Source organism: Bartonella sp. AA86SXKL, assembly GCF_042196885.1.
Window position 1 is genome coordinate 1 of sequence record NZ_JBHIRE010000026.1, and the last position, 14,311, is coordinate 14,311.

The 14,311-nt window shown below is 37.9% G+C and carries 13 protein-coding genes; 10 read left to right on the top strand and 3 right to left on the bottom strand.

Features of this window, described 5'->3' with window-relative positions:
• The 6 genes from ACFIO5_RS08335 to ACFIO5_RS08360 form a co-directional block, all read left to right on the top strand.
• Nucleotides 1–683, top strand: a 683-nt coding sequence (locus ACFIO5_RS08335; RefSeq protein WP_375684179.1) for an ABC transporter substrate-binding protein, incomplete at its 5' end; no start/stop codon positions are given.
• Between the two features lie 358 nt (nucleotides 684–1,041).
• Complete coding sequence (locus ACFIO5_RS08340) at nucleotides 1,042–2,658, top strand: ABC transporter substrate-binding protein (RefSeq protein ID WP_375612275.1); 1,617 nt, start codon at nucleotides 1,042–1,044, stop codon at nucleotides 2,656–2,658.
• Nucleotides 2,659–2,768: 110 nt separating this feature from the next.
• On the top strand, nucleotides 2,769–3,842 hold the full coding sequence (locus ACFIO5_RS08345; protein ID WP_375613823.1) for an ABC transporter permease: 1,074 nt from the start codon (nucleotides 2,769–2,771) through the stop codon (nucleotides 3,840–3,842).
• Nucleotides 3,843–3,844: 2 nt separating this feature from the next.
• The gene (locus ACFIO5_RS08350) at nucleotides 3,845–4,774 is read left to right on the top strand and encodes an ABC transporter permease (RefSeq protein ID WP_273790732.1); all 930 of its coding nucleotides are present in this window, start codon (nucleotides 3,845–3,847) and stop codon (nucleotides 4,772–4,774) included.
• Nucleotides 4,767–5,651: an ABC transporter ATP-binding protein gene (locus ACFIO5_RS08355; protein ID WP_273790733.1), complete on the top strand. Its 885-nt coding sequence runs from the start codon at nucleotides 4,767–4,769 to the stop codon at nucleotides 5,649–5,651. The genes ACFIO5_RS08350 and ACFIO5_RS08355 overlap by 8 nt, the downstream gene beginning before the upstream one ends.
• Nucleotides 5,638–6,420: an ABC transporter ATP-binding protein gene (locus tag ACFIO5_RS08360; protein WP_273790734.1), complete on the top strand. Its 783-nt coding sequence runs from the start codon at nucleotides 5,638–5,640 to the stop codon at nucleotides 6,418–6,420. Before ACFIO5_RS08355 ends, ACFIO5_RS08360 begins: the two co-directional genes overlap by 14 nt.
• A 591-nt stretch (nucleotides 6,421–7,011) precedes the next feature.
• Here the strand turns inward: ACFIO5_RS08360 and ACFIO5_RS08365 are convergent.
• The 3 genes from ACFIO5_RS08365 to ACFIO5_RS08375 all read right to left on the bottom strand — a co-directional run bounded on the left by ACFIO5_RS08365 (nucleotide 7,012) and on the right by ACFIO5_RS08375 (nucleotide 11,605).
• Nucleotides 7,012–7,230: a hypothetical protein gene (locus tag ACFIO5_RS08365; RefSeq protein ID WP_375612277.1), complete on the bottom strand. Its 219-nt coding sequence runs from the start codon at nucleotides 7,228–7,230 to the stop codon at nucleotides 7,012–7,014.
• Nucleotides 7,208–7,795: an autotransporter outer membrane beta-barrel domain-containing protein gene (locus ACFIO5_RS08370; protein ID WP_375628227.1), complete on the bottom strand. Its 588-nt coding sequence runs from the start codon at nucleotides 7,793–7,795 to the stop codon at nucleotides 7,208–7,210. Before ACFIO5_RS08370 ends, ACFIO5_RS08365 begins: the two co-directional genes overlap by 23 nt.
• Before the next feature lie 123 nt (nucleotides 7,796–7,918).
• The gene (locus ACFIO5_RS08375) at nucleotides 7,919–11,605 is read right to left on the bottom strand and encodes a right-handed parallel beta-helix repeat-containing protein (protein ID WP_375705232.1); all 3,687 of its coding nucleotides are present in this window, start codon (nucleotides 11,603–11,605) and stop codon (nucleotides 7,919–7,921) included.
• Between the two features lie 737 nt (nucleotides 11,606–12,342).
• Here ACFIO5_RS08375 and ACFIO5_RS08380 point away from each other — a divergent pair.
• The 4 genes from ACFIO5_RS08380 to ACFIO5_RS08395 all read left to right on the top strand — a co-directional run.
• The gene (locus ACFIO5_RS08380) at nucleotides 12,343–13,065 is read left to right on the top strand and encodes a phage tail tape measure protein (protein ID WP_375634939.1); all 723 of its coding nucleotides are present in this window, start codon (nucleotides 12,343–12,345) and stop codon (nucleotides 13,063–13,065) included.
• 25 nt (nucleotides 13,066–13,090) lie between these two features.
• The gene (locus ACFIO5_RS08385; RefSeq protein WP_375705233.1) at nucleotides 13,091–13,576 is read left to right on the top strand and encodes a phage tail protein; all 486 of its coding nucleotides are present in this window, start codon (nucleotides 13,091–13,093) and stop codon (nucleotides 13,574–13,576) included.
• Complete coding sequence (locus ACFIO5_RS08390) at nucleotides 13,573–13,827, top strand: tail protein X (RefSeq protein ID WP_375705234.1); 255 nt, start codon at nucleotides 13,573–13,575, stop codon at nucleotides 13,825–13,827. Before ACFIO5_RS08385 ends, ACFIO5_RS08390 begins: the two co-directional genes overlap by 4 nt.
• Nucleotides 13,827–14,311, top strand: a 485-nt coding sequence (locus tag ACFIO5_RS08395) for a phage late control D family protein (protein ID WP_375684217.1), incomplete at its 3' end; no start/stop codon positions are given. The genes ACFIO5_RS08390 and ACFIO5_RS08395, both read left to right, overlap by 1 nt.

Sequence of the window (14,311 nt, forward strand, 5' to 3'; positions counted from 1 at the left end):
CGATGCGCTATCTCATAGATTATGAAGGTCTTGGCAAGAAGCTTCTCAAAGGTGTTGGTGTTCCACGGGCCAGTTTTATTCCTCTTGGCAACTTTGGGGCTTTAGATGAAAAAGAGGGGCAACCCTTTAAACTTGATATTCAAAAAGCCAAGCAACTTTTAGCAGAGGCTGGTTATCCGAACGGATTTGAGGCAAATTTTCTCGTGTCAAACACTCCTTATACTTTGTTACTTGCTCAGTCACTCCAAGATAGTGCTGCACAGGCGGGCGTGCGTCTTAAAATTGAACGTGTAGCAGGTACACAGTTATTTTCAAAAGTGGATGCTCGAGCTTTTGATACGGCTTTTATCGGATGGAATAATGATTCTGCGGATCCTCATACAATGGCTTCACGTCTTATTTTCAATCCAGATAATCGGTTTGAGGCTAGAAATACAGCCTATCCTAGTTGGAAGCATGGGTATTTTGATGCTAAGATGAATCAAAAAGTTGAAGAAGCGTTGTTTCAAAAAGATCCGCAAAAACGAGCGCAACTCTATGCTGATTTACAACGTGAATTAATGCAAAAAGGACCTTATGCGTTTATCTTTCAACAATATAGCGTTATCGCGATGACACCTGATGTCAAAAAGTGGGTTTGGAATAGTGCGCCACAAATTTTTTATAGTAAAATTGAAAAATAAGTGTGTCTTTTTAGTGTTATCAAAGCTAAAAAGAGCTTAATTATAATTGCATGATGAAAATATTCTCCCATATAAAGCTCTTCAGTTTTTTAAGGATGAAACTGTGAGGGATGTTTGTGTAGTAGTATATAATTAAGATCGTTTATAGGGAGCGATGAATATAGAAAGTTATATTGGGGAGGATCTTTGTTTATGGTTATAGATTCTCTGCATCCCGAATATAGACTGATGTATAAGAAAATTATTTTATAGATGCTTAGTTTGATTAAATGAAATTGATGTCTAATGCTATGCTATTTAAGCAAAATCACAATCACTTTGTGTGAAAAGGTAGAAGAATACAAAAGGAAGAGATAAAATGGGAAAACAAAGAATATTGAAAAAAATTTCTATTTTATTAAGCTCAATCATTTTTTTTAATGGGGCTGTAACAACGGCATTCAGTGCCTCATCTAAAGATATATTGGTAATGGCATGGAATATTGATTCAATTAGTAGTTTTGATCCAGCGCAAACTGTTGAGGTTGTGACGAGTGAGTTATTAACGAATATTTGCAGCGCGTTAGTGCAATATGATGAGCATGATCCTACAAAAATTCGCCCTGCTATGGCAAAATCTTGGGACGTTTTAGACAATGGCAAAAGAATAGTCTTTCATCTTCGTGATGATTTAAAGTTTAATGATGGAAGGATGGCTACAGCGCAAGATTTGGTATGGTCGATGCGACGGATTATTAAATTAGGATTAAGCTATGCTCAATCTTTAATGGATTATGGGTTTACCAAAAACAATATTGAAACAAATATTCAGGCTCTTGATGATAAGACTTTACAATTAAAATTAGATAAACCCTATCCTATTCAGCTCATATTGACTGTTATTGGACAATCTTATGCTTCTGCTTTGCTTGATCGGAAAACAATTGAAGCACAGAGTATTAACGGTGATATGGGGAATAAATATTTAGCAACACATACAGCTTGTGTTGGACCTTATAAATTGGTGAGCTGGTCTCCAGGAGATAAAGTTGTGTTAGAGGCGACACAACATTATTGGGGCGATGTGCCTAAAATTAAGCAGATTGTTGTGCAGCATGTAGCGGATTCATCAAGTCAAAGACTTCTTTTGGAAAAAGGTGATGTGGATATAGTGCGTGATCTTTCTTCGGAGGATATTTTAGATCTTGAAAAAAAAGGAGGCCCAGTCAAAATTAGTCGTGTTTTGCGTCCGCAGATTATTTACTTATCGTTAAATAATAAGAATGCAATTTTTGCGAATGAAAAGGTCAGATTGGCACTTCGTTATTTGGTTGATTATGAAGGTCTTGGAAAAACTGTTTTGAAAGGGATTGCTATTCCTCGGGCAACTTATATGTCTTTAGGTGTTCCAGGTGCTTTAGATGAAAAAGAAGGTTTGCCTTTTCAGTTGGATTTGAAAAAAGCAAAACAACTGATTACTGAAGCTGGTTATCCTAATGGGTTTAAAGCTAATCTTTTAGTTGGAAGCCTTAGTTATATGTCGTCTGTTGCACAGTCTATTCAAGCCAATGCACGCAAAATTGGTGTTGAGCTTACAATTGAAAAAATGGCACAAAATCAATTGTTGAGCCGTGTACGTGGTGGAAATTATGATACTGCTATTATGGGGTGGGGGAGTGCCGATCCTGATGGACATCCTGCTTCATTAAATCACGTGTTTAACCCTGATCCAACATTTACAAAAAAGCACAATATGTATTTAGCTTGGCGCGCTGGGTATTATGATGAAAATATTAATAACATGGTGATGGATGCTTTGTTTGAGAAAGACCCCAATAAGCGTATCATGCAATATCGTACTTTACAGCATTATGTGCTAGAGCATGGTCCTATGGTTTATTTATTTCAGACATATTATACCGTTGGTATGGGGCCTGATGTCAAAAAATGGATTTGGAACAGTTATAGACTTTATTACAATGAAGCAGAAAAATAAAAAGAAGCATGTTATAGAAAAGGATTGTAGAACATGCTTAATAAGAGATTGTTTTGTTATATAAAAAAGTATTTGCTTTATGTTTTGTCGCTACAGAGGGGATTTTTATAATGGTTTTGCCACTTTCAGAGACTGAAAGAGCTGTATCAGAAAAGCAGAAAAAATTATTTTTATGGGATTTTTTATGCAAAGGATTGAAACTTCTTATTTCAGTTTTTATCACATTGCTTGGGTTGGTGACGATCACTTTTTTTCTTGGTCATCTTCTTCCTCTAGATCCGGTTCTGTCTATTCTTGGTGATAATATCAGTCAGGAAGCTTATGATGCAATGTATTATAAGCTGGGTCTTGATAAGCCGTTGATTGTCCAATATTGGAAGTATCTTCATAATGTATTTTTGTTTGACTTTGGAGATGCTTTAACTTCTGGGCGACCTGTTCTAGCCGATATTATGCGTGTGTTTCCTGCAACATTAGAGCTTGCAACCGTTGCTATTGTTATTGGCACAAGTCTTGGAATTCCATTTGGTGTTTTTGCAGCAATGTATCGCGATTCATTTATTGATTATGTTGTCCGTGTTTTTACACTTGTAAGTTATTCTACTCCAACATTTTGGCTCGGATTAATGGCGTTGTTAATATTTTACGCCAAGCTTGGCTGGGTTGGTGGCCCAGGACGACTTGATTTTCTTTATGAATATTCTTTTGAACCAAAAACAGGATTTTTCCTTTGGGATACTGCAAGCCAAGGACAATGGGAGGCTTTTGGTAATGTTTTTAGTCACGTTATTATGCCTGCTTTGATCTTGGCTTTCGGTGCTATGGCTTATATTAGCCGTATGACTCGTGGGTTTATGATTGAGCAGCTTAATCAGGAATATATCATTACTGCACGTGTAAAGGGATTATCGTGGGCGCGAACCGTTTGGGGGCATGCCTTTCGAAATGCTGCTGTTCAAATTATTACCGTTGTTGCACTTTCTTATGCTTTTTTATTAGAAGGGGCTGTTTTAACGGAGACAGTTTTTGCTTGGCCTGGTTTTGGACATTACTTGACAAACGCTCTTTTAGCCGGAGATATGAATGCAGTTGTAGGATGTACTTTACTTGTAGGATTTATCTTTGTCGCCATTAATTTATTTTCTGATTTGCTTTATCGCATTTTTGATCCAAGGACACGTTGAATATGACAGTAAGTAATCATCATAAATCGCAATCATCATCTTCTTTGGGTAGTTGGTTAAACGATCCTGTTCCAAACTCCATAATTCAAGCGAACATACAAAGAATTTATCACGCACTGGCTAAGTTTTTTCATAACTTTTCGGCTGTATTCGGTCTGCTTATTATTTGTATTATTATCATATGTGCATTTTTTGCTCCTTGGATTGCTACGCATGATTTTCTTAGCAATGATCTGGGGCATCGGTTGCAGCCACCCTCTATGGCGCATTATTTTGGAACAGATGAATTGGGACGTGATATTTTTAGTCGCCTTGTTTTTGGTTCCCGTATTACTCTTTATGTTGTTTTTCTTACAACAGTTATTGTAGGTCCAATAGGGCTTATTGTTGGAACTGTATCTGGTTATATGGGCGGATGGGTTGATACTGTGCTCATGCGCATTGTCGATATTTTTCTTGCTTTTCCAGGTTTGATTTTAGCTCTTGCATTTTCAGCCGCATTGGGACCAGGGATTGAAAATGCTTCTATTGCAATTTCAATTGCAGCATGGCCACCAATTGCACGTTTAGCACGTGCTGAGACTTTGACAATACGTTCTTCTGATTATGTTTCTGTAGTTCGCCTGCAAGGGGCCTCTGCTTGGCGAATTATTTTGTTTCATGTTGCGCCCATGTGTATTCCTTCAGTGATTGTACGATTAACTTTGGATATGTCTGGAATTATTTTAACGGCTGCTGGTCTTGGTTTTTTAGGGTTGGGAGCTCAACTTCCAAGTCCTGAATGGGGTGCGATGCTTTCTTCAGGGCGGGAATTTATGATGACAAATTGGTGGTTGGCGGCAATACCAGGCTGTGCAATATTATTTGCAAGTCTTGCTTTCAACCTTTTAGGTGATGGTCTTCGTGATGTATTGGATCCACGCAATGGGTAATAAATTATTAGAAGTAGAAGATTTACGTATTTCTTTTCCTACAACGCGCGGCATTTCAGAAGTTGTGCGTGGCGTTAGTTTTTCTGTTGGAAAAGAAAAAATTGGAATTGTTGGTGAATCCGGATCTGGAAAATCGATGACTGGGCGCGCAATACTAAGATTGAGTCCAAAAGCAGCCATTGTTAAAGCTAAAAAAATGCGCTTTGAGGATGTTGATTTATTGGCCGCAAGTGAACCTCAGATGCGAAAAATCCGTGGGAAACGTATTTCAATGATTTTACAGGATCCCAAATATTCACTTAATCCATTAATACGGATCGGGGAACAGATTATGGAGGCTTACCGTATTCATTACCGTGTTTCAAAAGCTGAAGCGAGGGAGCGCACCATATCTATGTTAGAATCTGTTCATATTCGTGATCCTGAACATGTGATGCGTCTCTTTCCTCATGAAATATCTGGGGGGATGGGGCAGCGCGTGATGATTGCAATGATGCTCATTCCAAAACCTGATTTAATTATTGCTGATGAGCCAACATCTGCACTTGATATTACGGTCAGACGACAAGTTTTATCTGTATTAGATGAACTTGTGACAAAATCTGGAACGGGACTTATTTTCATTAGTCATGATTTAAATATGATTGCTGATTTTTGTGATCGTATTTTGGTGATGTATGCGGGCCGTGTCTTAGAAGAGTTGCCTGCTTCTGATTTGTCTCACGCTTGTCATCCTTATACAAAGGCGTTGCTCGCGAGTTTGCCACGGCTTGATAATCCAGTTGATATTTTGGCTGTTCCTGAGCGTGATCCTGATTGGTTGTATAATCCTACGATTGTTAATGGCGTTGAGGAGGTTCCTCATGACAAATTGTGAGAATATTATTGATGTTTCTAATTTATCTGTAACTTTTGGTCATAGGCATAAGGCAGTAACAGTTGTTAAAAATGTTAATTTTCATATTAAGCGTGGTGAAGCTTATGGTTTGATTGGTGAATCCGGATGTGGAAAGTCAACTATTTTGAATACATTGGTGGGGCTTATTCCAGATTATAGTGGAAAATTCCTTTTTGCTGGACAAGAAGTTGAAAAGAAAAGAAGTAAGGATTTTTTACGCTGTATTCAAATGGTTTTTCAAGATCCTTATGCTTCGCTGCATCCAAGAAAAATGGTCCATACGGTTCTTTCTGAATCGCTCAAAATCCATGGAATGGATAATCAAAGAGAGCGGGTGGAGGATGCTTTAGATTCCGTTGGTTTAGATTCTTCATTTCTTTATCGTTATCCTCATGAGTTGTCTGGAGGGCAGCGTCAGCGTATTGCTCTTGCACGTGCTTTAATTATTGAGCCAGAGGTGTTGTTGCTTGATGAGCCAACATCTGCATTGGATGTGTCGGTACAGGCTGAAATTTTAAACTTGTTGAAATCACTGCGCGTGAGAAAAAAGCTTACTTATTTAATGGTATCCCATGATCTTGCTGTTGTTGCACATATTTGTGAACGTGTTGGAATTATGCATAAAGGGATTATTCTTGAAGAGCTTAGCAATGATGAATTGCGTAATCTACATGCGCAACACGATTATACAAAGGAGTTTTTTGAAGCAAGTATAGAGCCTATTGTCCATAGAGAGCAAAGAGCATGATCAATTTTACAGAAGAGAAAATGCAATTTTATTTGTTTTGAAGTTTCTGGAGATGTTTGGCGGCATTGTTAAGAGGGAAGGGGATAATAGGATTTTTTCAGTATGAATTTTCTGGGCAGTGTTTGAGCTGTAATATTTTAAATCCTATTAGAACTTCCATTTTGAAATATATGAGTGACTTATAACATACATCCCTTTGTTTGATATTATTGCATTATTTTTTACTTATCATTTTATGTTCAAAAGTTTTATTTTGGAATTTTAAGCATTAAATTCGTGAGAAATAACAAACGATAGTAATGTTGTATTTTCTAGAAAAGCTTCTCATTATTTTACAATATCATTTTGTTTTTGGTTGTTCTCTTTTTTACAGTTTTATTCTTTATAAAAAGAATTTTTTGTAAAAAACATCCAATGGTCAATGACTGTCTTCAAATATTTCGCTGTTCTCTATTTAAAAAAGCGCTTAAAAACAGCTTATAATAAACCAAAAAGGCAGCAATATGCTGCCTTTTTGTTAAATTGAATAGGCTATTTTTACAGTCTTGATTTAAAACTGATAGAGTATTCCTCCTGAAAAGCTTGCACCACTTATACCAGTTTTTGAAGCTTTTGTTGATAGCTGACATCACCATGAAGGGAGAGGTTAGCGGACAATTGTGGGCCACCTTCAACGAAACTTCCCGAGGGGTCACATTTATAATACTTATCAATATGGAATGTCTGATCATCACCAAAGGTTTTGATTAAGTTTACTTTTCCATAGAAAGACATAGGACGGCTGTTTTCAGTGGCAATGGTTTTTGTCAAACGTCCACCAACACGGGATTATCCATTGAGAAGGATTTTGCATCTTAATGGTCAGATTATCAGCATCTTTAATGGTATCAAACATCAAATGTTGATAGGCAAGCTGTGCCTGCGGTTCGAATGTTACGCCTTGGATACCCGTTGCAAATTGTTTGCTAACAGTTGTGGAGATCGCCAACATTTTTGCATTTTTCAATTTTGTGGTTGTACTAATGAGGGCATTGGTGATCTTTCTCTTTAGGAATCCATAGGATAAACAGCGTATCAAGATAGAAACCACTGTCACGCTGTTTACTGCCATAGGCGGTGAGTGAAATGACCATTTATTCAATATGCTCTTACTTGCTGTCTTGCATATTCTTTGGAGTGCAAAGAGAGTTGTCCATAGGTTTCTATAAGACCAAAATGTGTTGTAGATATTTTTCCCTTCTAGCGCGACAAAGTTAACACCTCCTTGTAGAGAAGCATAACGAAGATGAGCACTGCTATAACCATATCTACTAGAAGTACTACTTATCAAAAAATAAGCTTCCTGTTTTTCCATAGGTATATAAGAAAAAGCCATTCCGTTTGTCTTATTCTTTCCTTAAGACAAATGTCGCATATTGGTTAACAGTTGCATTTTGCTTAGCCATATTGGTCAATCCAGCATACAAGAGAGCACATGGCATGATAAAATAGTTTGTATTTATGGCACGATGGTTTTTACTTTTGAGTCGCTATCAAGCAGTACTGGTTGTAAGCGAAAATCCCAGAAATTTTTATTTTCTCCTAAAAGGTTTTGTTCAGCATTTGTTTTACTGTGGTTTGATTTTGGTCCATAAGCTTTCAGTATATATTTATAAGGTGAACCACTTATTGTGATATAGTCCTGTGCAAGTTTGAAAGAGTTTTGATTTACTTTCCCAAAAACTTGAATGAGTGAAAGACCACGTGCACTGGTAAGAGCAGAAGCGTCTGCTTTAATATTGTTCTTTTCTAAATGTCCAGTGATATAAACCAGTGTAGTACCTGAAACATCACCGTGAATCAGAAGATGGTCAGCTTTTTGTTTGTTTATGGCAGCACTATCACTCCATTCGACGTTGAAATGAATTTCTGCTTTTCCTGTAGCATTGTAGACTTTTTTAGTATTTGGTCTGCCAGATCCTATGTGCAACGTGTGATAATGATTTTCAGTTGGCTCTTCAAAAACAATAGAGCTGTTATTGATGTTAAGGACAGAAATATCAGAACGTGCTCTTTGAGCAATATCAAGCAGTTTTTTGTTCTGGCTTTTTTTATTTGTGCTTGTTTTCAATGTCCATTTCGTATTGTTTTGCAAATCAAAGACTGTTTTGAATTTTTTTTCAGTGCTCACTTTGCCGTCTAAGATGGAGCGATCGGCGTTTAGTGTAAAAGTGAAATCATTTTTTTTCGTTGAAGCTTCGGTTACTAATAAAACATTGGCACGGATTTCTGAATTTTTGAGATTGGCTTTACCAATTGATTCATTTGCATTAATTCCAGTACCGTTTTTAATATGAAGTTTTGTATTGGTTAAATTGATTTCTGATGTTCTATTGTTCTTAGACTTTTCAAATGCGATACCTCTATCTTCTGCTGTGGCAGAAACATTTGTTACATCAATATGTCCATTATTATTTACAACAAATGCACTATTTTCGGCAATTATTGTCCCTCCACTCATTTTGATTGTGCTGCCATTTTCTGAATAAAGTCCGATCTCAGCATTTTTAATCGTTGTATGGCCATATAATTCAACTAAACTGCCAACATCTTGGCTTTCCGCACCGAATCCGTTATTATCTGCTGTTATTAGAGTAACATTCGTGGCTTTAATATGTCCGCCGTTTCCGGCAAATAATGCAGTAGTTTTACCTTGTACTGTTCCTCCCGTTATGGTGATGGTGGATTTTGAATCTTTTGCATAGAGCCCACTGTCATCAGATGATGTAATTTGAGCATTGTCAGTTAAAGTAATAGTACTGCCGTTTATAGCAGATACTGCTGCACCTTTTGCGTTAAATGATCCTCCAGAAACTGTTATTTGAGAACCATTATCTGAAATTATGCTATTGATTGCTTGCGGAACGGTTACATTTTCTAAAGTAATGGCACTTCTTCTTGCAATTATTGCATTGATTAGTAGTGCATTATCCTTACGATTTAATATCGTTACATCTTTCAGTTTGTTATTGCTCTTGTTTTTTAACAAGTGAACGCCTGCTTCGGAAGCAGTAATGGTTCCTCCGATCATTTTGATTGTGCTATCGTTTTGCGCATCAATTCCGATTTTAACGTCACTGATCGTTGTATTGCCAAGCAATTCAATCACACTGTTAGAGCCAGAGGCAGCTGCACCAGCAGCTACACCATTGCCATTATTAGTTGCTTTTAAAGCAACATTTGTAACCGTAATATGGCCACCTATGTCTGCTTCTAAGGCTGTATATTTTCCTGTCACGTTTCCTGTTGTCATTGTAATTGTGGATTTTGAGTCTCGTGCATAGAGGCCTGCTTCATCATGTGACGTAATTTGAGCATTGTCCGTTAAGGTGATACTGCTACCGTTTTGAGCACATATTGTTGCATAGCTTGAATCAAATGATCCTCCAGAGATTGTTATGTTAGAACGATTATTTGCAATTACGCTGTTGCCTGTTTGAGTCACTTTTACATTTTTTAAAGTGAGACCACTTTCTTTCTCTAGAAGAATTCCTTTGCCTGAATTTTTATCTTTACCGGTTGATATTATTACATTTTCTAGTTTACTTTCGGCGCTCTTACTGTTCACGAAGCCAACACCAGTTTTAGAAGTTGTAATAGTCCCCCCAATCATTTTAATTACGCCACCGTTACTTGCCACAAGCCCAACACCAGCATTCTTAATCGTTGTATTGCCATATAATTCAATCATACTATTAGCGCTATTGACTCCTGCGCCTATTATAGGAACATCAGTGACCTTGCCCCCATGTTCATTTGTTGTTAGAGCAACATCCGTGACCTTAATATGTCCACCGTTTTCTGCGACCAACGCTAATTCTCCGGTTACTGTTCCTCCCGTCATTGTGATGGTAGAATGTAAACCATTTGTGTAGAGTCCTTTGCTATTCGATGATGTTGATGTAACTTGAACGTTACCTTTTTTATTGCTGGTTAAAGTAATGTTGCTGCCGTTTCCAGCGTATACCCCTACGTTTTTGCCCTCAAATAATCCTCCAGAAACCGTTACTTTAGAATGATTATTTGCAACTATGCCACTTTTTGCCTGCGTAACTGTTACATTTTCTAAAGTGACGTTGCTTTCCTTGTCGGCACCTATTCCTGTGATTTTAGGCTCTTTATGGTTACTGCCCGATATTTTCACATTTTCTAGCTTGTTTCCATCGCTCTTACTATTATAGAAATCAGCACCGATTGCAGAAGCTGTAATGGTTCCTCCGATCATTTTAATCATTCCACTATTTTGTGCATGAAGACCGATTACAGCATTCTTAATTGTTGTATTTCCATGCAATTCAATCATGCTGTTCGGACCGCCGGCGACAACTGTTCCGATTTTATCATTCGTCGCAGTTAACGCAACATCCGTGACCTTGATATGTCCACCATTTTCTGCAACCAACGCCATTTTTTCTGTGATTACGCTTCCTCCCGTCATTTCGATTGTGGTTTCTGAATCTGTTGCATGGAGTCCAGTGCCATGAGATGATGTAGTTTGAACATTGTTAGTTAGAGTTACGCGACTGCCATTGTAAGCAGATATTGCTGCCTTTGTGGCATCAAATGATCCTCCCAATATCGTGATTTCAGATTTATTATTTGCTGTAACGCTATTCGTTGCCTTAGTCACTTTTACATTTTCTAAAGTGACTTCACTGTCTTTGTCTGCAAATATTGCAAAAGTTAGTGGAGCTTTGCCTTTGCCACTTGATATTATTATATCTTTTAGCTTGTTTTCAGCATTCTTACTGTTCAAGAATTTAGTGCCAGTGTTGGAAACTGTGATAGTTCCCCCAGTCATTTTCAGTGTAGCACCATCCTTTGCTTCAAGACCGAAGAAAATGCTAGAACCAGTTCCTTTAATGGTTGTACCATCCAGTAATTCAATCGCAGTGTTAGAACCTTCAGCTGTTATAGCGTGCGCATTTGTGCCTATGTTGGTGTTTGTTTTTTTGTTTCCGATTATCGTCAAATGCTTGCCGATAATTTGACCACCTTTTTTTGCGTGAATAATTTCGTAGGTTTCGTTGGAAACTTCTTTTTTACTTTCTGAAATTTCAAGATTTTTAGCTTGTGCATTAAGATTGATAGCAGAAAGTACAACTGCCACAATTGCTGTGCAGGATAGAAGAAATTTTTTAGGCATCAGTCTACTCCTTTTAAAGCCCCCAACATTCATTTTCCCGCTAACTTCATAAGCAGAAGTGGAAATAGATATTGCTTTTTTTGTCAAAATTAAAGTTGTATTTATGTTTAATTATGTAATATTAAATTTATTTCATAATGTATTTTTATATAATTATATTTTAAAAATAAGTTTTTTATTAGTGATATATATTATTTTATATCAATATTTATTTATTTTAATATTTATTGATGTATAATTAAAGAAATATAGTTATATAAAATAAATAAAAAAATATAATATAAATAAGAATAGTAGTGTTTTTAATATTGTACATTTTCAAAAAAATGAAAGATTTTATAGTTTTAAAGTTAATAAATAATAAATATTTCTGTGTGTAATTTACTTTATATTGAGTAGAAAAAGGTGAAATTAGAGTGGATATGTGATAATTGATTGTTCTTACCTACATTATGTATCGAATGAGTTTTTGACAGCAAAAATGAGAGAAGGCTTTAATAGAGCGTTGAGGGTTCTTTGAGTGCTCAGTGTCTTCTTTGAACAAATAAAATATAAAAATATGTAGAATCCGCTGATAAGCCACAATTTCCGAAAGGCTACATACTATACAAAACTCCGTTGGATGTAGTTTGACATTAGGTTTTGTACTAAGTGGGAAGAGGTGAGATTAGTTAGAAATACGTGATAATTTATTGTTTTTATGGTTATTTTTTACCATTAAATGCGCGTTTTGTAAAATGGCATGGGGCAAGGACCATCCCGTTTTAACAAGCGCCATTATCAAAACCATTGCCGCCCTGATGGCTTTTAACATTGTTCTACGTGTGTTGCGCTTTACCATGACTGGCGCACACGTCTTGGTTTATTTTGGTGCTGAACCCACCACCATCACCAAATGGAAAAACATCATTGCTGCTGCTTTTGATCTCTCTCAAACTTGGCAAAAGTTTAAACAAGAGCTTTCCTCTGTTGCCGAGTGGTTTGGCAATTTGTGGGAGGGCGTTAAACAAAGCCTTTCCAACTTTTGGAGCTGGTTGGGAAGCTTTTTTGTCCGCGAAAAGCTCTCGGAGGGTGCCAAGGCTAGTATGGAACAAGCGGGCGAAGATCTGACTAATTCGATTGTCGATGGCTTTATGGCACCCATCACAAAGTTGAGCGATTTTTGTAAATCTTTGCCTAGCCGCATTAAGGGGTGGATTGGTTCCATTGATGTAAGAGAGTTTTTGCCAAGTTTTTTTGGGGGGAAAACAGCCATTCAACCGATTGCACAATTTGCAGGGGCGGGGCGTGCAAATTCCCCTTTCACAGAAGCAAAAGGCAAAGAGCATTCCACTATCACACACAATCAAAATGTCACAGTGCATGTCAATGGGGCGCGTGAACCCATGGACACTGGTCGTGCGGTTGCTCATGCTTTGCAACGGGCACGCGCCAATGCCTTGCATGGCGGGACAGAGTAATGACACAATCAAGGGGAGGGCGTCTATGAGAGATCCTTTGCTAATGTTAGGACCACATCTCTTCTATGTAGACTGGCTAAATTTCCAATCCTTTGAGGAAGAGTTTTCTGCCTCATGGGTTTGTATGGAGCGTTTTGGCAAGGCACCCAGTTTGCAATTTACCGGCTATGGCAATGATCCCAAAACCATTCATGGAGTTTGGTTTCCAGAAGAATTTGGTGACCGGGTAGCGATAGATGCCATCACTACAACTATTCGAAGAGCAAAGCCTGTCCAGATGCTTCGTTGGATTAATGATACGACCTATAGTGTCCTTCTCCATGGATCCGTAGTAATCACCACGATCAATAAAGACCATGACTATATCAGTCGCTCTGGTCAATCCCAGCGCATTCGCTATGCCATTAGCTTGTTACCGTTTTTCGATGGTGGAAAACCACAAGGACAATATCAGGTGGGACAATACCAAGTGGGATATGATCAATATTTCCAAGGGGAACAAACGCCATGAAGATACCAGAAAAGCATCTCGTGGTAGAGCTAGAAGATATGAGTCTTGATCTGATCTGCTTTCAACATGCTATGGCTGTGTTAGGGGATCGTTCGCAAGTTGGAGCGATCAGAGGTTATTGTGAGGCCACTTTGCAAGCCAATCCAGGTATTGCGAGATATGGTGCTCTGTTGCCACGGGGCTTAAAGGTCATTCTGCCTGAATTTGTGTTGTCTAATCCCCAAAGCATGGTGAAGCGGTTATGGGATTAATGCGTACACACCCTTTTATTATGGTCAAGGTGGGAGACAAACCTGTTCATGAGGTTTTTTACCAGCGTCTTTTAACCGCAACCATTACGGACCATGCCGGGAATGAAGCCGATACATTTGAAGCAGAGTTTGATGATCGTGGCAATGATTTAGAGGTTCCCTCAAGCAACAGTGCGCTACAGGTGATCTTTGGTTATGAGAACAGCATCAGTGCATTTATGGGGTGTTTTGTTGTCGAATCGGTTGTAAGTTGTGGGGGCAGCGATGGAGAGATTTTGCGGCTTTGCGGTAAAAGCGCCTCCATGCGCAAAGAGCTCAAAGAACAGGTGAGTGAGCATTTTGATCACAAAACTGTTGGGGAGATTGTTGAGACACTTGCCAAACGCCATGGCTATCAAGCAAAGGTTAGTCCCCAATTTACCAAACAAACTTTGCCTTATGTGATTCGAACAGATCAATCGGCTGTTGATTTTTTAACCCGCCT

Bases quoted from the DNA above. Each gene is read 5' to 3' on its own strand.
- ACFIO5_RS08350 (WP_273790732.1), top strand. From the start codon at position 3,845: ATGACAGTAAGTAATCATCATAAATCGCAATCATCATCTTCTTTGGGT.
- ACFIO5_RS08375 (WP_375705232.1), bottom strand. From the start codon at position 11,605: ATGCCTAAAAAATTTCTTCTATCCTGCACAGCAATTGTGGCAGTTGTA.
- ACFIO5_RS08390 (WP_375705234.1), top strand. From the start codon at position 13,573: ATGAAGATACCAGAAAAGCATCTCGTGGTAGAGCTAGAAGATATGAGT.
- ACFIO5_RS08370 (WP_375628227.1), bottom strand. From the start codon at position 7,795: ATGGCTTTTTCTTATATACCTATGGAAAAACAGGAAGCTTATTTTTTG.
- ACFIO5_RS08340 (WP_375612275.1), top strand. From the start codon at position 1,042: ATGGGAAAACAAAGAATATTGAAAAAAATTTCTATTTTATTAAGCTCA.
- ACFIO5_RS08385 (WP_375705233.1), top strand. From the start codon at position 13,091: ATGAGAGATCCTTTGCTAATGTTAGGACCACATCTCTTCTATGTAGAC.
- ACFIO5_RS08380 (WP_375634939.1), top strand. From the start codon at position 12,343: ATGGCATGGGGCAAGGACCATCCCGTTTTAACAAGCGCCATTATCAAA.
- ACFIO5_RS08345 (WP_375613823.1), top strand. From the start codon at position 2,769: ATGGTTTTGCCACTTTCAGAGACTGAAAGAGCTGTATCAGAAAAGCAG.
- ACFIO5_RS08355 (WP_273790733.1), top strand. From the start codon at position 4,767: ATGGGTAATAAATTATTAGAAGTAGAAGATTTACGTATTTCTTTTCCT.
- ACFIO5_RS08360 (WP_273790734.1), top strand. From the start codon at position 5,638: ATGACAAATTGTGAGAATATTATTGATGTTTCTAATTTATCTGTAACT.